Origin of the sequence: Kosakonia sp. SOY2, from assembly GCF_027109175.1 — a bacterium.
Taxonomy (GTDB): domain Bacteria; phylum Pseudomonadota; class Gammaproteobacteria; order Enterobacterales; family Enterobacteriaceae; genus Kosakonia.
Window position 1 is genome coordinate 195,863 of sequence record NZ_JAPVXH010000004.1, and the last position, 22,147, is coordinate 218,009.

A 22,147-nucleotide genomic window follows, 5' to 3' on the forward strand; every position below is an offset into this window, starting at 1 on the left:
TAATCTCCGGTCGAAAAAAAAGCCCGCACTGTTCAGGTGCGGGCTTTTTTCTGTGTTTCCTGTACGCGTCAGCCCGCACCGTTACCTGTGGTAATGGTGATGGTTGTAATTGTGGTAATGGTGCTGATGCGTTTCATGGATGTTGTGTGCTCTGTAATCATTATCTGTCTGTGCTGTATGCCTATATTGGTTAAAGTATCTGCCTGCTCAAGTCAATTTATTTTTATTTTTCGCCCTTTTGCCGTTATTCCCGGCTGCGCTGGAACAGACGTCACTTTCAACCTATTAGGATCATTCTCGTCATATATCGCAGTGACTTTAACTATAAAAAAACGTTATGTCAGCGATTTACTCGGCGAGTTTTTTTTCGATATCGTGCAGCAAACGATGCAACATTGCAGTGTCACGCTGTTCCAGCAGACCAAGACGCTGATCGAGCCAGTCGGCCATTTTAATGTCATCCGCCACGCCTAATTTTTCCAGTAATCCGCGAGTTCGCAAACGCAGCGCCTGCAACTGATTACCGTCAACCGGGGCTGCCTCTTTCGGAGTATGTTGCATTAAAGATGCTAATTGATAGCAGAAAACCATCACCGCCTGGCCGAGATTAAGTGAAGGATAATCCGCTACCATCGGAACACCCGTTAAAATATCTGCCAACGCCAGCTCTTCATTGGTAAGCCCGGAATCCTCACGGCCAAACACCAGCGCAGCACTACTCAACCACGTGCTTTTCTCTTGTAACAAGGGAACCAGTTCCGCTGGTGTCGCGTAGTAATGGAATTTCGCCCGGCTGCGCGCCGTGGTGGCGATGGTAAAGGGGATATCCACCAGCGCATCGGCAAGGGTTGCATAAGTTTTAATATTATCAAGGATATCGCCCGAACCGTGCGCCACGCGGCGCGCGCCTTCTTGCAAGTGCGCTTCGCTATCAACGATACGCAAATCACTAAACCCCATGGTCTTCATAGCGCGGGCAGCGGCACCGACATTTTCCGCTCGCGCGGGGGACACAAGAACAACAGCCAATTGCATTTTACTTTCTCTTCTTCCTGAGACCACGGGGAAATGTGACCTTTGTCATCATACTACGCGGTGCGAATTTACAATTGTGTAACACAAATCACTGATTTAGCCCTTGTCTACGATTAAAAAAAGCTAAACTATTTATCAGCGATATTACCTGCTAAGATGTTAACAGAAGGGACTTATCCCTATGTTTATTCATGGCATTTTAATACAGAATTTCCCACTTGTATTGGATTCGCCCTGTTTATCAATTAATATGCGCAACTAGTTGGTTTATTGAAAAATTGTAAGAAACGCTAGCATTTGGCTATCAAGATTTCTCCAAACTGTTAACGTGCTACAATTGAACTTGATATATGTCAACGAAGCGTAGTTTTATTGGGTGTCATTTACGTCTTAGCCTGTTATGTTGCTGTTAAAATGGTTAGGATGACAGCCGTTTTTGACACTGTCGGGTTCAGAGGGAAAGTGCCCACGACCAAGCTAATGATGTTGTTGACGTTGATGGAAAGTGCATCAAGAACGCAATTACGTACTTTAGTCATGTTACGCCGTCATGTTAATTTTCGACATGCACCAGGCTGGTCAGGGACTTTTGTACTTCCTGTTTCGATTTAGTTGGCAATTTAGGTAGCAAACATGCAGACCCCGCACATTCTTATTGTTGAAGACGAGTTGGTAACACGCAACACGTTAAAAAGCATTTTCGAAGCAGAAGGCTACGATGTATTTGAAGCGACAGATGGCGCTGAAATGCATCAAATTCTTTCTGAAAATGATATCAACCTGGTGATCATGGATATCAATCTGCCGGGTAAAAACGGTCTTTTGCTGGCGCGTGAATTACGTGAGCAGGCGAATGTCGCGCTGATGTTCCTGACGGGCCGTGATAACGAAGTCGATAAGATTCTGGGCCTTGAAATTGGTGCCGACGACTACATCACCAAACCGTTTAACCCACGCGAACTGACTATCCGCGCGCGCAACCTGCTGTCCCGTACCATGAATCTGGGCACGGTCAGCGAAGAACGCCGCAGCGTTGACAGCTACAAATTCAACGGCTGGGAACTGGATATCAATAGCCGTTCACTGATTAGCCCGAACGGCGAGCAGTATAAGCTGCCGCGCAGCGAATTCCGCGCGATGCTGCACTTCTGCGAAAATCCAGGCAAAATCCAGTCTCGTGCGGAGTTGCTGAAAAAAATGACCGGCCGTGAACTGAAGCCACACGATCGTACGGTCGATGTGACTATCCGCCGTATTCGTAAACATTTCGAATCGACGCCGGATACCCCGGAAATCATCGCCACCATTCACGGTGAAGGTTACCGCTTCTGCGGTGATTTGCAGGAATAAGCCAGAATAATGATGAAAAAGCGGCGCAAAGCGCCGCTTTTTTATTTCCAGATGCGTAATTCTTCGTCACGCACTGATTGCGGTATTTTCTTCACCGAACCAGAAAGCGCATACCAGTCGATCTTGCGCGTCAGCATCATCACAGCGCTCAAGGCGATAAACAGAACACCGGTGCCGAGCAACAGCGCATTATCTTCGGAGTTCAACAGGCTCCACATCACCGCATCAAGCACTAACAGCGCGATACTAAACGACAAACCCGCACGCCAGCTTTTCAATACGCCCTGTAAATAGACACCGTTCAGCAGTGCACCGAGCAGGCTGGCAACCCCCCAGGCAATGGTGAAGCCGGTATGTTCAGAAAGCGCCAGCAACACCAGGTAGAACATCACCAGCGATAACCCCACCAGCAAATATTGCATCGGATGCATCTGCCGCGCAGTTAAACTCTCAAAAACGAAAAACGCCAGATAAGTCAGTACGATCAGCAAAATCGCGTATTTAACCGCTCTGTCGGTCAACTGGTACTGATCGGCAGGTGTGGCGATGTTGACGCTGAAAGCAGGCAATTCCCAACTTTTGCTGGCAGACAGCACCCCGGCAGTACGCATTTTGCTGTCCAGATTGTTGGCAAACCAGCTACTTTGCCAGTGCGCCTGAAAACCACTGGCACTCACCGTGCGTTTTTCCGGCAGAAAATCGCCCATAAAACCCGGATGCGGCCAGTCGCCATTCAGTGTCATCTCGCTATTCCGCCCCAGCGGCACCACGGAAAAATCACCCGTTCCGCTCAAACTAAACGCCATAGTCAGCTTTAGCGATTGCTGCAAATTCGCCGTCGACAACGGCATATGCACACCCTGTAGATCGCTTGCCAGTCCGGTTCCTGGTTCAACGCTGAGTGTCTCGCCATTCAACCTGGTGGTACGCAACTGGCCAATACCGCGCGAATCACTCAACGCTAAAACTAGAAATGGCTCGCCAAGGGAGATATTTTCATCGGCTTTGATATCCAGCCGCTTTGGGTCGAATTCCGCGTTGATCTCAATGTCGTTGTGCCAGATTTGTCCATCATAAATGCCGATCTTGCGGGTTTCGACCTGCTGTTTGCCGTTAACCATCAGTGATTCTGGTAACCAAAAACGAAGATAACTTTGTTTACGCCGCACCTCTTTGGGGGCCTCGTTGTCGTTGGCTTTTTCCAGGGAAACCACCGTTTCAGTCACCGGGATGGCGATCAACGGCCCGACCAATTTTTGACTGCCAGCGCTGCTCTGGCGCAGCGTATCCGTCACATCGTTACGATAATTCGCGCGTTCGCCAATTAAGCCGCTCAGCAGCGTCAGCGGGATAAGCAGAACACAAAGACAACCTGACAGCGTTACCATTTTCCAGAACAGGGGGGATTTCAACATAGCCTTCTCCTTAGTGATACGCGCAGAGTAGTGAGGCTATGTGTGAAGGATTTGAAGTTATGTGAAGTGTGGGTGAAGTGTCAGCCGGGCTTCGCAACCCCCTTGCGGGCGGTTCAGAACGCGAATATCACCATGATGCAACCGCGCGACTTCCTGGACAAACGCCAGCCCCAGCCCACTGCTTTTTTGCCCGTCGGCTCGCGGCAGCGAGTAGAAGCGTTCAAAAACGCGCTGCAGTGCATAATCCGGGATACCTGAACCGCTGTCGCTGACCGTTAACACCAGCGCGTCAGCTTCCTGGCTGGCGCATAACGCCACCACACCGCCAGGCGGCGTAAAATCAATGGCGTTATCGAGTAAATTACCCAACGCCTGGGTCAGCAGTTCACTATCCCCTGCTGCCACAGCATCAGCAGCGTCAATCTGCAGAGTTAAGCCTTTCGCCGACAACACCACACTGCGTTGCTCCTGTAGCTGGCGAAAAAGCATACCGACATCCACTGCCGCAAACGCAATTTCCAGCCGGTTTTCCAGTTTCGCCTGGTGTAACAACTTCTCAACCAGATTCTGCATGCGGCTATTTTGCGTAAGAATGTTGTCGGTAAAACGCGCCACGGCCTCTGGCGGCGGCCCTTCACGCAGGATCTCCGCCGCGCCGCGAATGGCTGCCAGCGGGCTTTTCAGTTCATGCGTCAGGGCGTAAACATACTGTTCGATATAATTTTTGCCTTCCAGTTTCACACGCATACTTTCCAGCGCCTGCGCCAGTTTACGCAGCTCACTGCTTCCTAAATCGGGTAAAGGAACCGGACGGTTTTCGGTAACGGAATCAGCGTAGCGCGCCAGCTTGCCAATGGAGCGATTGATCCACCAGACCATGACTGCACCAATGAGCAACGCAATGCCCAGCAGCGCGCCGCCGGCCCATAAGATGCGTCGCTCGCTGCGTTTAATCACCGGATCCATCGCGCTGTTTGGCTTACCCACGCTGATTACACCGATAATGCGGCCTTGATCGGTCACCGGGGCGGCAACATACATCACCGTACTCTGGGGGTTACTGGCATCCGCCAGCGAGCTACGTGCACCGTAATTCCCGCGCAGTGTCAGCCAGACATCATTCCAGCGTGAGTAATCCTGACCCAGCGCCTTTCCTGACGAATCAAACACCACGCGCCCGGTGCTGTCGGTCATGTAGACGTGATACTCATTGCGAACTTTATGGATCCCGCTGATATGCGCATTGATTGGCTGGTGATTTAATGTCGAGAAAGCCTGCGCCAGGCGCCCATCCTGCGCGTGACCAGAGCGTAAATCTTCGCGAGCCAGCTCCGCCAGCAGCGTCGCGGTATCAATAAGTGTCCCTTCGGTGGCGCGTCGTACACCGGGTTTGATCTCCTGAACAAAGATCGACAGCACGAACCATGCGGCAACCGCCACGATCAGGAAATACCCCAGCAACAGGCGCATGCCAATGCGCATCAGCGGATCCCCAGGCTGTAGCCCATACCGCGATGCGTATTGATAGGAGTAAGTTCAGCATTGATGGCGCGTAGCTTGGCGCGCAAGGTCTTGATATGAGTATCGACGGTGCGGTCGAAACTCTCCTGAGCATCGCTCCAGACTTGATCCATCAATTGCTGGCGAGAAAAAACACGTCCTGGCGCCAACAGTAAGGTTTTCAACAACAGAAATTCGTAGCGGGTCAGCAGCAGCGTTTCGCCGCACCAGCGAATAATCGCGGCATCCTCGTCCAACTCAAACTGGCCGATTCGCCGCATCTCGTTGTGAAGAGATGCCTTTTGCAACCTGCGCAACACCGTGCGCACCCTGGCGCATACTTCACGCGGTGAGAAGGGCTTGGCAATGTAATCATCCGCGCCCATCTCCAGCCCCAGCAGCTTGTCGACTTCATCGCTGCGCGCGGTAAGAAACAGCACCGGCAACGCGGGCGCGCGCGCCAGTAGCCGACGACAAAGTTCAAAACCGCTGATATCCGGCAGGCCGACGTCCAGAATCGCCAGCTCAGGCAGACGATGCTGCGCCGCATCCAGCACCGGCAACCCCCGCTCAAACGCGGTGACGGCAAAGCCGTCTTGCTGCAACATGTAAATCAACGTTTCAGCGATGCTGGCTTCATCCTCTACCAGCCAGATCTGCGGTTGCGGCGTAGACATTGGGCTTATTTACTCCAGGGAATAATGGGTACCGCGCTTAAGGCGTTTTTCGGCGATCCTTCGACCACTTTATCGGAATAAGCTAAATATGCCAGTGTGTTACGTTTCGCGTCATAGAAACGCACCACCTGCAATTTCTTGAAGACTAATGAGGTTCGTTTCTGAAAAACCACATCGCCCTGCGCCTTACCGTTTTTGATTTTATCGCTCAACTCAACCGGACCAACCTGCTGGCAAGAGATAGCCGCATCAGACGTATCTTCCGCCAGCCCCAGCCCACCCTTGATACCACCGGTTTTCGCCCGGCTGATGTAACAGGTGACATTTTTCACATCAGGATCATCAAACGCTTCGACCACAATTTTGTGATCCGGCCCAAACATTTTAAACACGGTATCCACGGAACCAATTTGTTCTGCATGTGCAGAGCCCAGCGTGGCCAACACTAATGCAGGAAGGATTAACTTTGTATATTTCATATTGTTACCATTTTTGAATATTACGTTGAGCAACTATTCAGCTTTCAAATGAGAAACTGTTTGCAGATCACTAATTTACAAAATTTATGATGAAAATCAGTCACAATGCGTATTTGTGCAAAAAAAACACCGAATGCTAAACACCTCAAAACCCGTTATTATCCGTTGCCTGGTATCAGGCGTTAATGCTGTTTTAAGGAAGAGGATATTGTATGGATCAGGCTGGGATCATTCGCGACTTACTTTCCTGGCTGGAAAGCCATCTGGATCAGCCGCTCGCTTTGGATAATGTGGCGGCAAAAGCGGGCTATTCCAAGTGGCACCTGCAAAGGATGTTTAAAGACGTGACCGGTCATGCCATCGGCGCTTACATTCGCGCGCGTCGTCTGTCAAAATCCGCCGTTGCTCTGCGCCTGACTGCCCGTCCCATTCTGGATATTGCACTGCAATACCGCTTTGATTCGCAACAGACCTTCACCCGCGCTTTCAAAAAACAGTTTGCTGTCACCCCTGCGCTCTATCGCCGTTCACCAGACTGGAGCGCGTTTGGCATTCGCCCGCCGATGCGTCTTGGCGAATTTACCATGCCAAAACATGATTTTGTCACCCTGCCACCAATGCATCTTATTGGCACCACCCAGAGCTACACCTGTGCGCTGGAGGAGATCTCCGATTTCCGTAATCAAATGCGCATTCAGTTCTGGCGGGAATTTTTGAGCAATTCACCGAAAATTCCACCGGAAATGTATGGCCTACACGAGCCGCGTCCGAGTCTGGAAAAAGATGACGAACAGGAAGTGTTTTACACCACAGCGCTAACGCCGGAGATGGCGAACGGCTATCTGAGCAACGCGCAGCCGGTGTTGCTGGAAGGCGGCGACTACATCTCCTTCGCCTATGAAGGTTCACCGCACGGTTTTCAGGATTTCATCCTGACCGTTTACGGAACGTGCATGCCGATGCTTAATCTCACGCGCCGTAAAGGCCAGGATATTGAGCATTTTTACCCGCAGCATGAAGAGCCGCGCGAAGACGGCGAGCCGCCAGCGCACATCCGCTGCGAGTATCTGGTGCCCATTCGCCGTTAACGCTGCAACTCATCCAGCGCTGGGGCGTCCAGATGCGAGACGTCTCCTGCGGTTTCCACCACCCAGCCGGAAGCCAGCCACGGACTTTGTTGATAATCAATACGGGAAATGGAGCAGTTGCGCAGGCGCAGGCGGCGTTCAGCATAAGCCGGCAGCCCAAGGATCGTGCTCACCAGGCAGCCCAGCGCCATACCGTGGCTAACCAGCAACGGGCGGCTTCCTTCGGGAAGCTCCAGGCAGGTTGCCAGCGCCGCGTGCATACGGTCGCTTAACTCCTGCATCGATTCACCATCGGGAATGCGGCCATCGGCCGTGCCATTCACCAGTTGGCGACGCCAGCTCTCTTCTTCTTCAGTCAGGGAATCGATATGACGGCGTTCCAGCACGCCCATGTCCAGCTCGCGTAAACGCGGCTCAAAGGTGATATCGCAACCGCAGACTTCAGCGATGATCTCAGCCGTCCGGCGGGTTCGGCCCAGGTCGCTGGCAATAACGTGGGTAATGCCCAGCGCTTTTGCGCGCTCAGCCACCTGCCACGCCTGCCTCTCCCCTTTTTCGGTTAACGGACTGTCTGACTGGCCTTGAATACGACGCTCGGCGTTCCACTGCGTTTCACCGTGGCGAACAAGGTATACCTGTAACATGCTTTTTTATCCATTATACTGCGATGAATTTATTATCTGAGGAAGGTCTCTGTCCGGGGTAAAGAACGCGTCTCATTCCGAACATACCGTTATTGATTATGCACCATGTTGTCTCAGCTACCACCAATCCCGCGAAAATTCGGGCGATTCTGCACGCTTTTAACGAGATCTTCGGCGAAGGATCCTGCCATATAGACGCCGTTTCCGTCGATAGCGGCGTACCGGAACAGCCGTTTGGCAGTGAAGAAACGCGTACTGGCGCACGAAATCGCGTGGCCAATGCCCGCCATGTGCGTCCCGAAGCGGATTTCTGGGTAGCTATCGAAGCCGGGATCGACGAGGGCAGTACGTTTAGTTGGGTGGTTATTGAAAGCAATCATCAGAAAGGTGAAGCCCGCTCGGCAACGCTGCCGCTACCGGAGATCATTTTGCAGAAAGTGCGCGCCGGTGAAGCGCTCGGGCCAGTAATGTCGCGGTATAGCGGAATTGATGAGATTGGCCGCAAAGAGGGTGCCATCGGCGTTTTCACTGCCGGTAAACTCACGCGCGAAAGCGTTTACCACCAGGCGGTGATTCTGGCGCTCAGCCCCTTTCACAACGCGATTTATCGCTGAGTATTCAGCAGCGTCTGCTCCAGCCATAAACGTAAATCAGCAGGCGCAGCTTTCAGGCTGTTTGAACCACGAGTAATGGTCGCGATACCTGCCCCCAGCTCGCTTTTCAGCTCGCGCTGGCTCATCTCGCCGCGCAACAGTTCTTCAATGATCCGCACTCTTGTGCCCAACGACTCGCGCTCATCTGGCGTAAGCATCAGATTAAGCAACGGAATGTGCAGATCCTTTTCATAAGATTGCCGAACCAGATCAACGAAGCGTTGCCACTCCTGATCGCGCTGTTCGGCCATCGCTGCGGAATAGGGTGATTGCTGAGTCATAATTTGCCGCCATGTTAAAGGTTTACTGATGCGTACTCTTTAGCGAGTACACATCATAGCATAAACCACGGAAATCAATAACGGCGCTGCCATTCAGCATCATTAAAGACAACCGGCTTATCTCCGCTCAGGAAATAGCGGTAATAGGCATCATAAGCCAGCACGTTTTTCACATAGCTGCGCGTTTCCGAGAACGGGATGCTCTCAATAAACGCCACCGCATCCAGTTTGCCGCCGCTGTTGTTCAGCCAGCTGCGCACCCTTCCCGGCCCGGCGTTATAGGCTGCCGACGAGAAAATACGATTATTGCCAAACTGCTGATAAACATATTGCAGATAGCTGGTGCCGATGTTGATATTCGTTTCCGGATCAAACAGTTGTCCCGAGTTGCTGTAGCCGGGAATATTAAACATCTTCACCGTGTGCGTGGCGGTACCCGGCATAATCTGCATTAAACCTGCCGCGCCAACCGGGGAGCGCGCCGTTGGGTTCCAGGCACTCTCCTGGCGCGATATCGCCATCGCATAGCTTTGCGAAATCCCTTTTCCACTGGTGTAGCGGGCATAAAGATCGCTATACGCCAGCGGGAAACGCTCTTCAAGCTGATCCCACAGTTTGCCGGCAATCGTGGCCTGCACGCTCAGATCCCACCAGTGCTGATTAAAGGCATAACGCGCCAGCTGCGCCTGCTCTTGCTGGGTGCGGCTGGTCACCAGATTCGCCCACTCACTGCGCGCGGTGTTATCAAGCCCCCAGTACATCAGCTCACGAACACGCGCCATTTCTGCACCCTGCGTTAGCGTTGGGGAGACATTTCCCTGCGCTTTGTCTATCTGCATCGAGTAATCTTCCCCCAACCGCTGGGCGGCGGCCATCGGGTAAAAACCGCGCTGCTTCATCAGGGCGTGGAGGATCTCTTTAGCTTCATCCTCACGTCCGCGCTCCAGCAACAAATCCGCCTGCCAGTAGCGCCACTCGTCTTTCTCTTTTGCGTCCATCGGCAAACGCGAAAGCCAGGTATTCAGCCCACGACGATCGCCGTTACCAATCGCCATACGCACGCGGCGCTCCAGCAAAGAGACCGATTGCGAGCGCATAATTGCATCATCACGCCAGCGCGCCTGATCGCTGGTGACGTCATTGCCCATCAATCGCCATGCGACAATATCGCGCAGCGTCTGGGTTTGTTCCTCATTCAACTGTTGTGCTTGCACCAGCGACGGGATCATTAAGCGAGCATTTTCGACATCCTGACGCGCAACGCTTTCAAAGGCTTCCGCGGCCATCTGACGGGTAAAATCCGTTGCACCGGTGGTGGTAGCAAAGGACATTACGCTCAATGGATTATTGGCAAGGTTAATGATAGCCGCCGAAATGGTTTGATAATCAGGCGGCATCTGTCCGGCCAGCAGTGTCACCAGTTTGGTATTACCCGCTTTCATCGCCAGGCGAATACGCTCCAGAAACGCCAGCGGATCCTGTTTCCCGGAAGCGCGCCATGCGCCAAACAACTGATCGCACGCGTTGGGCTGGCTTTTACCACTTAACCACAGCTCTTTCGCACCTGCCCAGGCTTCGTCTGCCTGACCGGTATTCCACTTGGCAAAGTAGTAGTTACATTGTGCTTCGGTAGTCGCAGGTTTCTCCGGACTGAACGCCAGCAGCCCGCGCCAGTCTTGCCGCCGGGCCAGTTCATTAACAAAGCGAGATTTCAGCGTGCGCGCCGCCGGAAGCGTCGGGTTGGCCTGCACAAAGTTGGTCACCGTAATTGCGGGTTGATTCATCAGATCGTCGGTAATCTGACGATATTGCAGATACGGGTAAAGCGGATACGTTTGTAGCGTGGGCAGCAATTGCTGCACCACGTCCATCTGTTTGTTGTCCCACGCGGTTTTTATCTGCGCGTAACGGTTACGTTGTTCATCCAGTGAATCTGCTCGCGCCACATTGCTGAGGGACAGCAAACAAACGCAGGCCGCCGCGAATCGCAAGGCGACATGTTTAGCTCTCTGCACAGCTCTTTCCTCTTATCTGTCACGTTTTTGCAGCGTCATGCCGCGTAATGCGTTAATGCTAACCGCGCAACTCGTAACGCGCCACGTTGCGCACACTTTTTTACCTTTCTGGCGTGATTTAACACACCTGGCGCGGCTGGCTGGGATTAAGCAACGAAAACGGCTACACTCCGCTGTTGAATACCACTCTCATTACAAAGAGGCGAAGTCCAACGTGGCTCAATTCGTATATACCATGCATCGTGTCGGCAAAGTTGTCCCGCCGAAACGTCATATTCTGAAAAATATCTCGCTAAGCTTCTTCCCGGGCGCAAAAATCGGCGTGCTGGGTCTTAACGGTGCCGGTAAGTCTACCCTGCTGCGCATCATGGCCGGCATCGATAAAGACATCGAAGGTGAAGCCCGCCCACAGCCTGGCATTAAGATCGGTTACCTGCCGCAGGAACCGCAGTTGAACCCGGAGCAGACCGTACGTGAATCGGTTGAAGAAGCCGTATCCGAAGTGGTCGGAGCCCTGAAACGTCTGGATGAAGTGTATGCGCTGTATGCCGATCCAGAAGCGGATTTCGACAAGCTGGCGGCAGAACAAGGCAAGCTGGAAGAGATTATCCAGGCGCATGACGGTCATAACCTGAATGTGCAACTGGAACGCGCCGCCGACGCGCTGCGCCTGCCAGACTGGGACGCGAAGATTGCCAATCTTTCTGGTGGTGAACGCCGCCGCGTCGCGCTGTGCCGTCTGCTGCTGGAAAAGCCAGATATGCTGCTGCTCGACGAACCGACCAACCACCTGGACGCCGAATCCGTTGCCTGGCTGGAGCGCTTCCTGCACGACTTCGAAGGCACCGTGGTAGCGATTACCCACGACCGTTACTTCCTCGATAACGTCGCCGGTTGGATCCTCGAACTTGACCGCGGTGAAGGTATTCCGTGGGAAGGCAACTACTCTTCCTGGCTGGAACAGAAAGATCAGCGTCTGGCGCAGGAAGCCTCTCAGGAAGCGGCGCGTCGTAAATCCATTGAGAAAGAGCTGGAGTGGGTGCGTCAGGGCGCGAAAGGCCGTCAATCTAAGGGCAAAGCCCGTCTGGCGCGCTTTGAAGAGCTCAACAGCACTGAATACCAGAAACGTAACGAAACCAACGAACTGTTTATTCCACCGGGACCTCGCCTGGGCGATAAAGTGGTTGAAGTCAGCAACCTTAGCAAGTCTTACGGCGATCGCCAGCTGATTGATGGCCTGTCCTTCTCCGTGCCGAAAGGCGCGATTGTCGGCATTATCGGGCCGAACGGCGCCGGTAAATCGACGCTGTTCCGCATGATGTCTGGTCAGGAGCAGCCTGATGGCGGCACCATTACACTGGGTGAAACCGTCAAACTGGCCTCGGTTGATCAGTTCCGCGACGCGATGGATAACAGCAAAACCGTGTGGGAAGAAGTTTCCGGCGGGCTGGACATTATGCGCATCGGTAACACCGAAATGCCGAGCCGGGCGTACGTTGGCCGCTTCAACTTTAAAGGCACCGACCAGGGTAAACGCGTGGGCGAGTTGTCCGGCGGTGAGCGCGGTCGTCTGCATCTGGCAAAACTGTTACAGGTTGGCGGCAACATGCTGTTGCTTGATGAACCGACCAACGACCTGGATATCGAGACCCTGCGCGCGCTGGAAAACGCCCTGCTTGAATTCCCGGGCTGCGCGATGGTTATCTCGCACGACCGCTGGTTCCTTGACCGTATCGCCACCCACATTCTGGATTACCAGGATGAGGGCAAAGTGGAGTTTTTCGAAGGCAACTTCACCGAATACGAAGAGTATAAGAAACGCACGCTGGGCGCAGATGCGCTGGAGCCGAAGCGTATTAAGTACAAACGTATCGCCAAATAAGCCGACACAAAAGCGAATGGGGAAACCCATTCGCTTCACTCCCAAATGCTCAGTGAATTCCTCTACAATAAACGCATAAAAAAGTTTTTTTGTTTTTATACTATCTTGGCCGCGATTCAGAGGCAGATGCATTCATTGCAGAAATAATCTAAAACTAAAATCCTGAATAAAAGTCACATCAAAGAATAAATCTCCAGCAATCTCATCGCCATAGATTAATGCTTTTAGCATTCGCCATTTTGTCCCTGGATTGCTTAACGCTAAGACCAGACGCTAACATGATACGCACTACCTTAGTTAATAAATGAACGCATGGTTATAATTAATGCATATCATCACGGAAGATGTTTTTCTTAAAAACGGATTACAAACATTTATTAAGCAAAAAGAAATAACACTGGATAATAATGATGTTATTTTAGACTTTGATAACAACTTTATTATCATCACGACATTATCGACACTAAACAGAATAATAAAAAGCGACAATCCATTTGAATGTTACTTATTACATTCATTTTTAAAAATTAAGAAAAACACAAAACTAACCGAAATATTCCGCATATTAAATTATAAATCCTGGCGGAAGAAGCAAGACCACGAGTGCAGAATAACGCTAACGCGAAAAGAGAGACTGCTGCTTAGCCATATCATTAGCGCAGGTAAAAAGAAAAGTATGCTAATCCACAGCGGGCTGGATATAAAAACGGTCAGTACGCATAAATATAATATGTTGAGAAAGGTGAATCAGCCATCAATCGCTACGCTGACGCAGGTACATAATCGCTGGAAAAATTTTCGCAATCAACCTGCAAACTAACCGATATACAGGCCGCGGAATATACCAGACCGGCCTGCCATTTCAGACTACGGCCCCATTAACTGTTTAACCAGTTCGACGCACTGTAAAAAACGCGAGTCATAATCTGCGGCTTCAACACGTACATACTCGATATTATTTTCCCGCAGCATCGACACCAATAAATCCTGAAACTCCTTGCGATCGACTGAACTGCCGAGGCTTCTCAGGCCATCATTCACCCACGGCGTATTATTTTCCAGCAGGATCACCAGATCAAAACGATATTCATCAATCAAAGCCTGAACAAAAGGATGCTCGCGGCCTTCATATTTTTTGCAGAACGCCTGCGTGGTGACAAAATCCGTATCGATAAACGCTACTTTATTGGCGTACTTCACGGCAAAATCGATGTACTGCGCATGTCCGAGGGCAATTTTGTCATAATCGGAATATTGCAGCGCAATTTCGTCACCACCCAGATGAGAAAAGACGTAATCGCGGCCATATTCCCATGCGCTGGTGGTATTGAAGATATTGGCGAGCTTATTTACCAATGTTGATTTACCGCTGGATTCTCCGCCCAGAATCGCCACCGTGCGCACAAAAAAGGGCTTTACCTCAGTCGGAATATAATCCCAGTAACGGAAGGGGTTCTCGCGGATTTGCGAACCGCTGATATTCATAAAGGTGCGCTTTGGATCGACCAGCACCGCTTCAATTCCCAGATGTTGCCGATACTGCGGCGCATCAGCCTCTTCGGAGGTGTAAATCCAGTTTGGCGTGATGCCTTTTTCGGTCATAAACGCTTTGATGCCTTTACTCCAGACATCCCAGCCGTGCGGATACGGCTCCATCCCCTCTTCGTTAAAGGCATGAATACGGATATTTTTCTGGTACTTAAAGGTCTGTAGCAGCCAACGCAAGCGATCACTTACCGTCGGCTGTTGGGACATCGCGCTGTCTTCAAACAACTCGCGATCGCGGGTTTCGTCATAACCAAGGATGATATGCAGTTCATCCACCTGGCTACAGGCGCGCTGGATCAAGTAGATATGACCAGTGTGCAGCGGGTAAAACTTGCCGAAAACCACGCCAATGCTTTTCTGCCGACGGGGAAACTCAAGATCGAGAAAGCGGTGCAGAGCCTCAAGTTTTTGCGCACTGGGGCTCTTAATTTTGGCATTCAGCAGCTGGCTCAAATAGCCTTTGGTCATACCGCTGGCATCGGCTACCTGCTGTAACGTGCAGCCTTTCTGGCGAATCGCGGTTTTTAAGTAGTCGAATGACGACATTGTTGCCTCCTGCAAAAAAACATTAGCCAATTATAAGTCGTCAAAGACACTTAGCGCATCCGCGAGCTTCTTCACGCCGAAAATTTGCATTCCTTCAGGCACTTTTTTCGGCACATTCGCTGCCGGAACAATCGCGCGACGGAAGCCATGCTTCGCGGCCTCCGAAATGCGCTCCTGGCCGCTGGGCACCGGGCGAATTTCGCCCGCCAGCCCGACTTCGCCAAACACCACTAAATCCTGCGGTAACGGCCGGTCACGCAGGCTGGAAACCATCGCCAGCAACAGCGCTAAATCGGCGCTGGTTTCGGTCACTTTGACCCCGCCGACCACGTTGACGAACACATCCTGATCCGCCATCTGCAAGCCGCCGTGGCGATGCAGCACCGCCAACAGAATCGCCAGACGGTTTTGCTCCAGTCCCACCGCCACACGGCGCGGGTTTGACATCATCGAATGATCCACCAGCGCCTGAATTTCAACTAACAGCGGGCGTGTGCCTTCCCACACCACCATCACCGAACTGCCGGAGGTGACTTCATCGCCGCGACTTAAGAAAATCGCCGAGGGGTTGCTGACTTCACGCAGCCCCTGCTCGGTCATGGCGAATACGCCGAGTTCGTTAACCGCGCCGAAACGGTTTTTATGGCTGCGCAAGGTGCGAAAACGCGAATCCGCATCGCCGTCGAGCAGCACCGAGCAGTCAATACAATGTTCAAGCACCTTTGGTCCCGCCAGCGAGCCATCTTTGGTGACGTGGCCGACCATCACAATCGCCACACCGCGCGTTTTCGCAAAGCGCGTCAGATAGGCCGCCGTTTCACGCACCTGCGCCACACTGCCGGGCGACGACTGAATGTCGGCCATGTGCATGACCTGAATCGAGTCGATCACCATCAGCTTCGGTTGTTCCTCTTCGGCGATCATGCAGATTTGTTCGATGCTGGTTTCCGACAGCATATTGAGATTGCCGGTCGGCAGCCCCAGACGGTGCGCGCGCATCGCCACCTGCTGTAATGACTCTTCCCCGGTGACATACAACGTTTTCATCTGCTCGGCGAGCTTACACAACGTCTGCAACAGCAACGTGGATTTCCCCGCGCCGGGGTTGCCGCCAATCAGAATCGCGCTACCGGGCACAACACCGCCACCGAGCACGCGGTCAAACTCTTTAAAACCGGTGGAAAAACGCGGTAGCTCTTCGAGGCTGATATCCGCCAGCTTCTGCACTTTTGATACGCCAGCGCTCCCCGCATAGCCGGAAAGACGCTCATTACGCGCCACGGTGGGCGAAGCGGCAACACGCACTTCCGTAATGGTGTTCCATGCGTGACAGGCGCTGCACTGCCCCTGCCAGCGCGGATAATCCGCACCGCATTCATTACAGACAAACGCGCGTTTGGGAGCTTTCGCCACAATAACCTCTACTTCTTATTAATGCTGCCGGAAAGAATACAAAATACGCCCATCAGATCGGCGTGGCGAATGGTGACTTCCGCCTTCTCATTCACTTTGGGTTTGGCATGAAACGCGATGCCAAGCCCGGCGGCTTTGATCATCGGCAAATCGTTCGCGCCATCGCCAATCGCCACCGTTTGCTCCGGCGCGATTTCATATTTTTCAGCCAGTTGCTTCAGCGTGTTGGCTTTGAACTGCGCATCCACGATATCGCCCAATACCTGGCCGGTGAATTTACCGTCCATGATCTCAAGTTCGTTGGCAACTGCCGCCGTCAAATGCAGCTTGTCGCGCAGGTAATCGGCAAAGAAAGTAAAGCCGCCCGAGGCGATGGCTACTTTCCAGCCCAATGTTTCCAGCTTCAACACCAGTTGCACAAGGCCTGGCATTAACGGCAGTTTTTCGCGTACTTGCAGCAGAATATTGGCGTCCGCGCCTTTCAGCGTCGCCACACGGCTGCGCAGGCTGGCGGCAAAATCGAGTTCGCCGCGCATCGCCCGTTCGGTCACTTCCGCCACCATTTCGCCGGTGCCGGCAAGTTTAGCGATTTCATCAATGCACTCGATTTGAATGGCGGTGGAGTCCATGTCCATCACCAGCAGCCCTGGCGAGCGCAGATGCGGGATTTTCCCCAGCGGGGCGACGTCCATACCTTCGTCGTGCGCCAGGCGAGTCGCGCGCGGCGTCAACGAACCCGCCAGACGAAGAACCTGATAATCGTCAACGCTCCACGCGGCAACAATCACCATTGCTGCCCCCAATTTGCGCTGATAGGTCGTCAGACGTTGCTTATCCAGATTACGTGCGTACAGTAGCCAGCCGCTGCGACCAGCGTGATAGTCCAGAGGCATTACCTCATCACCACTTAAAGAGAGCGGCAATCCCGGCCACTGAGAAACATCATCGGGCAGATCGCACCAGGTCAAACTATTAGGCATTAAAGCTCCTGTAAAAACGTTCGCGCCAGAAAGCATCGGAGGGGAAAATAACGCATGAGGCTACCTTGTAACCAGCGCTTCTGGCAACATTAAGCCTCAAATTTTCAACAGGTGGAATATGGCTCGCGCAAAACTTAAATTTCGGCTGCATCGCGCCGTAATCGTCCTCATCTGTCTGGCACTGCTGGTCGCGCTGATGCAAGGCGCATCCTGGTTCAGCCAAAGCCATCAGCGTCAGCGCAATCCGCAGTTTGAAGAGCTGGCGAGAACGCTGGCGCGCCAGGTGACGCTGAATCTCACGCCGCTGATGCGCACAGAAACCCCGGACGAAAAGCGGATCAACGTCGTGCTGCGCCAGCTCACCGAAGAGAGCCGCATTCTGGATGCAGGGGTGTACGATGCGCAAGGGGATCTGATCGCGCGCTCCGGCGAAAGTATTGATGTGCGCGACAGGCTGGCGCTGGACGGCAAAAAAGCAGGCGGCTATTTCAACCAGCAAATTGTTGAGCCGATTCAGGGAAAGAGCGGCCCGCTGGGCTACCTGCGCCTTACGCTGGATACGCACACGCTGGCGACAGAAGCCAAACAGGTGGATAACACCACCAATATTCTGCGCCTGATGTTGCTGCTGTCGCTGGCCATTGGCGTAGTGCTGACGCGCACCCTGTTGCAGGGCAAACGCACGCGCTGGCAGCAGTCGCCGTTTTTGCTGACGGCCAACAAATCCGTACCGGAAGAAGAAGAGCAGCAAAAGAAAGAGTCGCTCTGACCGCTACCGGTAAAAATTACAGGTTACAGAAAGGAAATCTGCTATGTCGACGCTTCGTCTGCTTATCTCTGACTCGTACGATCCCTGGTTCAACCTGGCGGTGGAAGAGTGCATTTTCCGCCAGATGCCCGCCACGCAACGCGTACTGTTCTTATGGCGCAACGCGGACACGGTGGTGATTGGCCGGGCGCAAAACCCGTGGAAAGAGTGTAATACCCGCCGCATGGAAGAAGATAACGTGCGGCTGGCAAGGCGCAGTAGCGGCGGCGGCGCGGTGTTCCACGACCTCGGCAATACCTGTTTCACTTTCATGGCGGGAAAGCCGGAATACGACAAAACCATCTCCACGTCGATTGTGCTTAATGCCCTGAATTCACTAGGCGTTACCGCAGAAGCTTCCGGGCGCAACGACCTGGTGGTGAAAACGGCGGAAGGCGATCGTAAGGTGTCCGGTTCTGCCTACCGGGAAACCAAAGATCGTGGCTTCCACCATGGCACGTTGCTGCTGAATGCCGATCTCAGCCGCCTGGCCAATTACCTCAATCCGGACAAGAAAAAGCTGCAAGCCAAAGGCATTACGTCGGTGCGTGGGCGCGTGGCGAATCTGGTGGAGTTGCTGCCGGGCATTACCCATCAGCAAATCTGTGAAGCGATCACCGAAGCCTTCTTCGCCCACTATGGCGAACGGGTTACGGCGGAGGTTATCTCGCCGGATAAAACCCCGGACTTGCCCAATTTTGCCGAAACCTTTGCCCGCCAGAGCAGCTGGGAGTGGAACTTCGGCCAGGCCCCGGCGTTCAGCCATCTGTTGGATGAACGGTTTACCTGGGGCGGCGTGGAGCTCCATTTTGATGTGGAAAAAGGTCACATCACCCGCACACAGGTGTTTACCGACAGCCTGAACCCCGAGCCATTAGAAGCGCTGGCGGCACGTTTGCAGGGCTGCCTCTACCGCGCGGATATGCTGGCGCAGGAGTGTGATGCACTGTTAGTCGATTTTCCGGAGCAGGAACAAGAACTTCGCGAGCTTTCCGCATGGATTGCAAGCGCAGTACGTTAGCCTCTGAGTGGCCGACTACGCCATCCGTTGCGCTATCTGTTCCAGTTGGGCGACTTTATCACCCATTTGTCGGGCGATATGGCGAAACGCCTCACTTATGCGATCATCTGCCGCCACTGTCTGCCTGAATGTTTGCGCCGGTGGGATGGCGAAATTCCACGCAGCCTTGCTGACCGAGGTATCCCGCGCCAGTTCAATAGCGTTGCTCCCGAACTGACGGGGGCAAAAACCATCGGCAACATATCGTAGGCAGGCCAAACTGGCGCGCGATGTTTCGTCCCCATGACCGTCCTAAAAAACGCTGAGGTCGCAGATCGGTGAGATACCATGGCAGACCGTCAAACCACTGCCAGCCCCCTTCTTCTAATGTGACCAGACAGCGGCCTTGGGGCCAACATGTGTGTAATTCGCCCCACTTGTAAACATGACGTTGTTCATTAATTCGGCGTAGTACAAACCGTTCAACACTGCGTACAGGGCGTAACAAGGCATAGCGCGTTGCACGTGCTTTACCAAATTGCAGCACCTGTGGCTCGGTGGCAACCAGCCGTGAAAACGTGGCCTGACTAATCTTTAATGCCGTACGCAACGCCATCGCGGGCTGGGGCCCTTGTTACAGAAGATCGGTAAGCGAACTCATCAGTGAATAGATTTATGAATAGATACTTGAATAAATTCATAGCTCTATTCCTCTGAATTAAAAGGGAATAATAAAAACTATGGACATTAAAATGAATTGATAAAAAGGGCAGAGAACCTGCCCTTAGAAAAGATACTTACGCTTTATCGCCCAGCAGGACAGATTCCAGCGCAATTTTGATCATATCGTTGAACGTGGTCTGACGCTCAGCGGAAGTGGTCTGCTCGTGGGTACGAATATGGTCGGAAACGGTGCAGATGGTCAGCGCTTTCGCACCGAATTCCGCCGCTACGCCGTAAATGCCTGCCGCTTCCATTTCCACGCCCAGGATGCCGTATTTTTCCATCACGTCGAACATTTCACCGTCCGGGGAGTAGAACAGATCGGCGGAAAACAGATTACCCACGCGCGCGTCTACGCCCAGTGCTTTTGCCGCATCAACCGCGTTACGCACCATATCGAAATCAGCAATCGCTGCGAAATCGTGATCTTTGAAACGCATACGGTTCACTTTGGAGTCGGTGCAGGCACCCATCCCAATCACGATGTCACGCAGTTGCACGTCCATACGCACCGCGCCGCAGGAGCCGACACGAATGATTTTTTTCACGCCGAAATCGGTGATCAGCTCTTTGGTGTAGATGGAGCAGGACGGGATCCCCATACCGTGTCCCATAACAGAAATTTTGCGGCCTTTGTAGGTGCCGGTGTAACCCAGCATGCCGCGCACGTTGTTCACTTCGCGGTAGTCTTCGAGGAAAGTTTCCGCAATATGTTTTGCACGCAGCGGGTCGCCCGGCATCAACACTACGTCAGCGAAATCGCCCATTTCGGCATTAATATGTGGGGTAGCCATCGTCAATTCCTTTATGTCGTTGTCGTTGAAACAGAAAGGGCGGGAAGCTCCCGCCCAAAATCATCAGAACATGGCCTTGCCATATTCCATATCAGAGACGCCGAAGTACTTCGCAATCGTCTGACCAATATCCGCAAAGGTGTCACGGTGACCCAGCGAGCCCGGTTTCACTTTCGGGCCGTAGACCAGCACCGGAATATGCTCGCGGGTGTGGTCAGTGCCTTTCCAGGTCGGATCGCAGCCGTGATCGGCGGTAAGGATCAGGATGTCGTCTTCGCCAACCAATTCCATCAGTTCCGGCAGGCGACGGTCAAACAACTCAAGCCCGGCCGCATAACCCGCCACATCGCGACGATGGCCCCATGATGAGTCAAAATCGACGAAGTTAGTAAAGACGATGGTCTTATCACCGGCTTCTTTCATCTCTTTGATGGTGGCGTCAAACAGCGCATCCAGGCCGGTGGCTTTCACTTTTTTGGTGATGCCGCAGTTGGCATAGATATCGGCAATTTTACCGACCGAAACCACGTGGCCATCTTTCTCTTCGACCAGCTTTTGCAGCACGGTGGCTGACGGTGGTTCAACGGCCAGGTCATGGCGGTTACCGGTACGCTGGAAATTACCTGCTTTATCGCCAACAAATGGACGCGCAATCACGCGGCCAATGTTGTAGCCGCCTTCGGTCAGCTCTTCACGTGCAATTTCGCACAGCTCATACAGCTTATCCAGACCAAAGGTCTCTTCGTGGCAGGCAATCTGGAACACCGAGTCGGCAGAGGTGTAGAAAATCGGTTTGCCGGTTTTCATGTGCTCTTCGCCGAGCTGATCAAGGATCACCGTACCGGACGAGTGGCAGTTGCCAAGATAACCCGGCAGATTAGCGCGTTTCACCAGCTTATCCAGCAGTTCCTGCGGGAAGCTGTTCTCGGTGTCACTAAAGTAGCCCCAGTCGAACAGCACCGGCACACCGGCGATTTCCCAGTGTCCTGACGGCGTATCTTTCCCGGAAGAGAGCTCATGCGCCCATGCGTAAGCACCGGTGATTTCCGCGTTAGCGTCCATCCCGGCAGGAATAAAACCTGTTGCGCCTTCGTGCGCCTTCGCCAGACCCAGACGGGTCAGATTGGGTAAATTCAGCGGGCCTTTGCGCCCGGTGTCGGCTTCACCTTTCGCGCAAACTTCAGCGATGTGACCGAGGGTATCGGAACCCACGTCGCCAAAGCGCTCCGCGTCTTCGGTCGCGCCGATGCCGAAAGAGTCCAGCACCATAATAAATGCACGTTTCATATGTTCTCCGTACCTTGTGCTTTGTAAAA

General features: G+C 53.0%; 23 protein-coding genes, 1 pseudogene and 1 other annotated feature. Of the genes and pseudogenes, 7 read left to right on the forward strand and 17 right to left on the reverse strand.

Features of this window, described 5'->3' with window-relative positions; all coding sequences use genetic code 11:
- Nucleotides 1-12: 12 nt before the first annotated feature.
- Nucleotides 13-130: a sequence feature (Thr leader region), on the reverse strand.
- From thrL to yjjY, 3 genes are all read right to left on the reverse strand, one after another.
- Nucleotides 69-137, reverse strand: a complete 69-nt coding sequence (thrL, locus tag O3S68_RS19560) for a thr operon leader peptide (protein WP_110093700.1) — start codon at nt 135-137, stop codon at nt 69-71. It overlaps the preceding feature by 62 nt.
- Nucleotides 138-348: 211 nt before the next feature.
- Nucleotides 349-1,035, reverse strand: a complete 687-nt coding sequence (locus O3S68_RS19565; protein ID WP_097406953.1) for a tRNA/rRNA methyltransferase — start codon at nt 1,033-1,035, stop codon at nt 349-351.
- Nucleotides 1,036-1,433: 398 nt separating this feature from the next.
- On the reverse strand, nt 1,434-1,574 hold the full coding sequence (gene yjjY, locus O3S68_RS19570; protein WP_086870418.1) for a protein YjjY: 141 nt from the start codon (nt 1,572-1,574) through the stop codon (nt 1,434-1,436).
- 94 nt (nt 1,575-1,668) lie between these two features.
- Here yjjY and arcA point away from each other — a divergent pair, with 94 nt between their 5' ends.
- On the forward strand, nt 1,669-2,385 hold the full coding sequence (gene arcA / locus O3S68_RS19575) for a two-component system response regulator ArcA (RefSeq protein WP_003856501.1): 717 nt from the start codon (nt 1,669-1,671) through the stop codon (nt 2,383-2,385).
- Nucleotides 2,386-2,426: 41 nt separating this feature from the next.
- On the opposite strand, the gene creD is transcribed toward arcA, so the two are convergent.
- From creD to creA, 4 genes are read right to left on the reverse strand one after another with little or no spacing between them, the layout of a single operon-like run.
- Nucleotides 2,427-3,800, reverse strand: coding sequence for a cell envelope integrity protein CreD (gene creD, locus O3S68_RS19580; RefSeq protein ID WP_269232260.1), 1,374 nt, complete (start codon nt 3,798-3,800; stop codon nt 2,427-2,429).
- A gap of 57 nt (nt 3,801-3,857) precedes the next feature.
- The gene (gene creC, locus O3S68_RS19585; RefSeq protein WP_269232261.1) at nt 3,858-5,282 is read right to left on the reverse strand and encodes a two-component system sensor histidine kinase CreC; all 1,425 of its coding nucleotides are present in this window, start codon (nt 5,280-5,282) and stop codon (nt 3,858-3,860) included.
- Nucleotides 5,282-5,977, reverse strand: a complete 696-nt coding sequence (gene creB / locus O3S68_RS19590; RefSeq protein WP_020456482.1) for a two-component system response regulator CreB — start codon at nt 5,975-5,977, stop codon at nt 5,282-5,284. Before creB ends, creC begins: the two co-directional genes overlap by 1 nt.
- 5 nt (nt 5,978-5,982) lie before the next feature.
- Nucleotides 5,983-6,456 carry a protein CreA gene (gene creA / locus O3S68_RS19595; protein ID WP_020456481.1) on the reverse strand — a complete coding sequence of 158 codons (474 nt, stop codon included), beginning with the start codon at nt 6,454-6,456 and terminating at the stop codon, nt 5,983-5,985.
- Nucleotides 6,457-6,668: 212 nt separating this feature from the next.
- On the opposite strand from creA, the gene robA reads away from it, so the two are divergent.
- Complete coding sequence (gene robA / locus O3S68_RS19600; protein WP_097406950.1) at nt 6,669-7,544, forward strand: MDR efflux pump AcrAB transcriptional activator RobA; 876 nt, start codon at nt 6,669-6,671, stop codon at nt 7,542-7,544.
- Here the strand turns inward: robA and gpmB are convergent.
- Nucleotides 7,541-8,188: a 2,3-diphosphoglycerate-dependent phosphoglycerate mutase GpmB gene (gene gpmB / locus O3S68_RS19605; RefSeq protein ID WP_269232262.1), complete on the reverse strand. Its 648-nt coding sequence runs from the start codon at nt 8,186-8,188 to the stop codon at nt 7,541-7,543. The two genes, robA and gpmB, sit on opposite strands and share 4 nt — an antisense overlap.
- A 98-nt stretch (nt 8,189-8,286) precedes the next feature.
- Between gpmB and yjjX the strand changes: the two genes are divergently transcribed.
- On the forward strand, nt 8,287-8,802 hold the full coding sequence (yjjX, locus tag O3S68_RS19610; protein WP_269232263.1) for an inosine/xanthosine triphosphatase: 516 nt from the start codon (nt 8,287-8,289) through the stop codon (nt 8,800-8,802).
- Here the strand turns inward: yjjX and trpR are convergent.
- Together trpR and sltY are read right to left on the reverse strand one after the other, a co-directional pair.
- A complete protein-coding gene (gene trpR, locus O3S68_RS19615) occupies nt 8,793-9,122 on the reverse strand; it encodes a trp operon repressor (protein ID WP_017457853.1) in 330 nt (109 codons plus the stop codon). The genes yjjX and trpR overlap by 10 nt on opposite strands.
- Nucleotides 9,123-9,196: 74 nt before the next feature.
- Entirely contained in the window at nt 9,197-11,137 is a 1,941-nt protein-coding gene (gene sltY / locus O3S68_RS19620; RefSeq protein WP_045510038.1) for a murein transglycosylase, read from the reverse strand.
- 214 nt (nt 11,138-11,351) lie between these two features.
- Between sltY and ettA the strand changes: the two genes are divergently transcribed.
- Both ettA and O3S68_RS19630 read left to right on the forward strand, forming a co-directional pair.
- Entirely contained in the window at nt 11,352-13,019 is a 1,668-nt protein-coding gene (ettA, locus tag O3S68_RS19625; protein ID WP_071925297.1) for an energy-dependent translational throttle protein EttA, read from the forward strand.
- Between the two features lie 325 nt (nt 13,020-13,344).
- Nucleotides 13,345-13,839: a hypothetical protein gene (locus O3S68_RS19630; protein WP_097406946.1), complete on the forward strand. Its 495-nt coding sequence runs from the start codon at nt 13,345-13,347 to the stop codon at nt 13,837-13,839.
- A gap of 47 nt (nt 13,840-13,886) precedes the next feature.
- On the opposite strand, the gene nadR is transcribed toward O3S68_RS19630, so the two are convergent.
- The 3 genes from nadR to serB are packed head-to-tail and all read right to left on the reverse strand — an operon-like array spanning nt 13,887 to nt 17,506.
- Complete coding sequence (gene nadR, locus O3S68_RS19635) at nt 13,887-15,113, reverse strand: multifunctional transcriptional regulator/nicotinamide-nucleotide adenylyltransferase/ribosylnicotinamide kinase NadR (protein ID WP_020456474.1); 1,227 nt, start codon at nt 15,111-15,113, stop codon at nt 13,887-13,889.
- A 30-nt stretch (nt 15,114-15,143) separates the two neighbouring features.
- The gene (radA, locus tag O3S68_RS19640) at nt 15,144-16,526 is read right to left on the reverse strand and encodes a DNA repair protein RadA (RefSeq protein WP_020456473.1); all 1,383 of its coding nucleotides are present in this window, start codon (nt 16,524-16,526) and stop codon (nt 15,144-15,146) included.
- Nucleotides 16,527-16,534: 8 nt separating this feature from the next.
- A complete protein-coding gene (gene serB / locus O3S68_RS19645) occupies nt 16,535-17,506 on the reverse strand; it encodes a phosphoserine phosphatase (protein WP_017457847.1) in 972 nt (323 codons plus the stop codon).
- Between the two features lie 118 nt (nt 17,507-17,624).
- On the opposite strand from serB, the gene O3S68_RS19650 reads away from it, so the two are divergent.
- Nucleotides 17,625-18,275, forward strand: a complete 651-nt coding sequence (locus tag O3S68_RS19650) for a YtjB family periplasmic protein (protein ID WP_020456472.1) — start codon at nt 17,625-17,627, stop codon at nt 18,273-18,275.
- Nucleotides 18,276-18,318: 43 nt separating this feature from the next.
- Complete coding sequence (lplA, locus tag O3S68_RS19655; protein WP_269232264.1) at nt 18,319-19,335, forward strand: lipoate--protein ligase LplA; 1,017 nt, start codon at nt 18,319-18,321, stop codon at nt 19,333-19,335.
- A gap of 15 nt (nt 19,336-19,350) precedes the next feature.
- On the opposite strand, the gene O3S68_RS19660 is transcribed toward lplA, so the two are convergent.
- The 4 genes and pseudogenes from O3S68_RS19660 to deoB form a co-directional block, all read right to left on the reverse strand.
- On the reverse strand, nt 19,351-19,593 hold the full coding sequence (locus tag O3S68_RS19660) for a hypothetical protein (RefSeq protein WP_269232265.1): 243 nt from the start codon (nt 19,591-19,593) through the stop codon (nt 19,351-19,353).
- Nucleotides 19,586-19,930: pseudogene (locus O3S68_RS24225) on the reverse strand (type II toxin-antitoxin system HipA family toxin YjjJ); the annotation flags it as partial. The pseudogene O3S68_RS24225 and the gene O3S68_RS19660, both read right to left, overlap by 8 nt.
- A gap of 181 nt (nt 19,931-20,111) precedes the next feature.
- Nucleotides 20,112-20,831, reverse strand: a complete 720-nt coding sequence (gene deoD, locus O3S68_RS19665; RefSeq protein WP_017457844.1) for a purine-nucleoside phosphorylase — start codon at nt 20,829-20,831, stop codon at nt 20,112-20,114.
- A 63-nt stretch (nt 20,832-20,894) separates the two neighbouring features.
- Nucleotides 20,895-22,118, reverse strand: a complete 1,224-nt coding sequence (deoB, locus tag O3S68_RS19670; RefSeq protein ID WP_020456469.1) for a phosphopentomutase — start codon at nt 22,116-22,118, stop codon at nt 20,895-20,897.
- Between the last annotated feature and the right edge of the window lie 29 nt (nt 22,119-22,147).

Bases quoted from the DNA above. Each gene is read 5' to 3' on its own strand.
- creB (WP_020456482.1), bottom strand. From the start codon at position 5,977: ATGTCTACGCCGCAACCGCAGATCTGGCTGGTAGAGGATGAAGCCAGC.
- nadR (WP_020456474.1), bottom strand. From the start codon at position 15,113: ATGTCGTCATTCGACTACTTAAAAACCGCGATTCGCCAGAAAGGCTGC.
- yjjX (WP_269232263.1), top strand. From the start codon at position 8,287: ATGCACCATGTTGTCTCAGCTACCACCAATCCCGCGAAAATTCGGGCG.
- yjjY (WP_086870418.1), bottom strand. From the start codon at position 1,574: ATGACTAAAGTACGTAATTGCGTTCTTGATGCACTTTCCATCAACGTC.
- O3S68_RS19565 (WP_097406953.1), bottom strand. From the start codon at position 1,035: ATGCAATTGGCTGTTGTTCTTGTGTCCCCCGCGCGAGCGGAAAATGTC.
- creA (WP_020456481.1), bottom strand. From the start codon at position 6,456: ATGAAATATACAAAGTTAATCCTTCCTGCATTAGTGTTGGCCACGCTG.
- creC (WP_269232261.1), bottom strand. From the start codon at position 5,282: ATGCGCATTGGCATGCGCCTGTTGCTGGGGTATTTCCTGATCGTGGCG.
- deoD (WP_017457844.1), bottom strand. From the start codon at position 20,831: ATGGCTACCCCACATATTAATGCCGAAATGGGCGATTTCGCTGACGTA.
- trpR (WP_017457853.1), bottom strand. From the start codon at position 9,122: ATGACTCAGCAATCACCCTATTCCGCAGCGATGGCCGAACAGCGCGAT.
- creD (WP_269232260.1), bottom strand. From the start codon at position 3,800: ATGTTGAAATCCCCCCTGTTCTGGAAAATGGTAACGCTGTCAGGTTGT.
- arcA (WP_003856501.1), top strand. From the start codon at position 1,669: ATGCAGACCCCGCACATTCTTATTGTTGAAGACGAGTTGGTAACACGC.
- serB (WP_017457847.1), bottom strand. From the start codon at position 17,506: ATGCCTAATAGTTTGACCTGGTGCGATCTGCCCGATGATGTTTCTCAG.
- lplA (WP_269232264.1), top strand. From the start codon at position 18,319: ATGTCGACGCTTCGTCTGCTTATCTCTGACTCGTACGATCCCTGGTTC.
- O3S68_RS19650 (WP_020456472.1), top strand. From the start codon at position 17,625: ATGGCTCGCGCAAAACTTAAATTTCGGCTGCATCGCGCCGTAATCGTC.
- deoB (WP_020456469.1), bottom strand. From the start codon at position 22,118: ATGAAACGTGCATTTATTATGGTGCTGGACTCTTTCGGCATCGGCGCG.
- O3S68_RS19630 (WP_097406946.1), top strand. From the start codon at position 13,345: ATGCATATCATCACGGAAGATGTTTTTCTTAAAAACGGATTACAAACA.
- gpmB (WP_269232262.1), bottom strand. From the start codon at position 8,188: ATGTTACAGGTATACCTTGTTCGCCACGGTGAAACGCAGTGGAACGCC.
- robA (WP_097406950.1), top strand. From the start codon at position 6,669: ATGGATCAGGCTGGGATCATTCGCGACTTACTTTCCTGGCTGGAAAGC.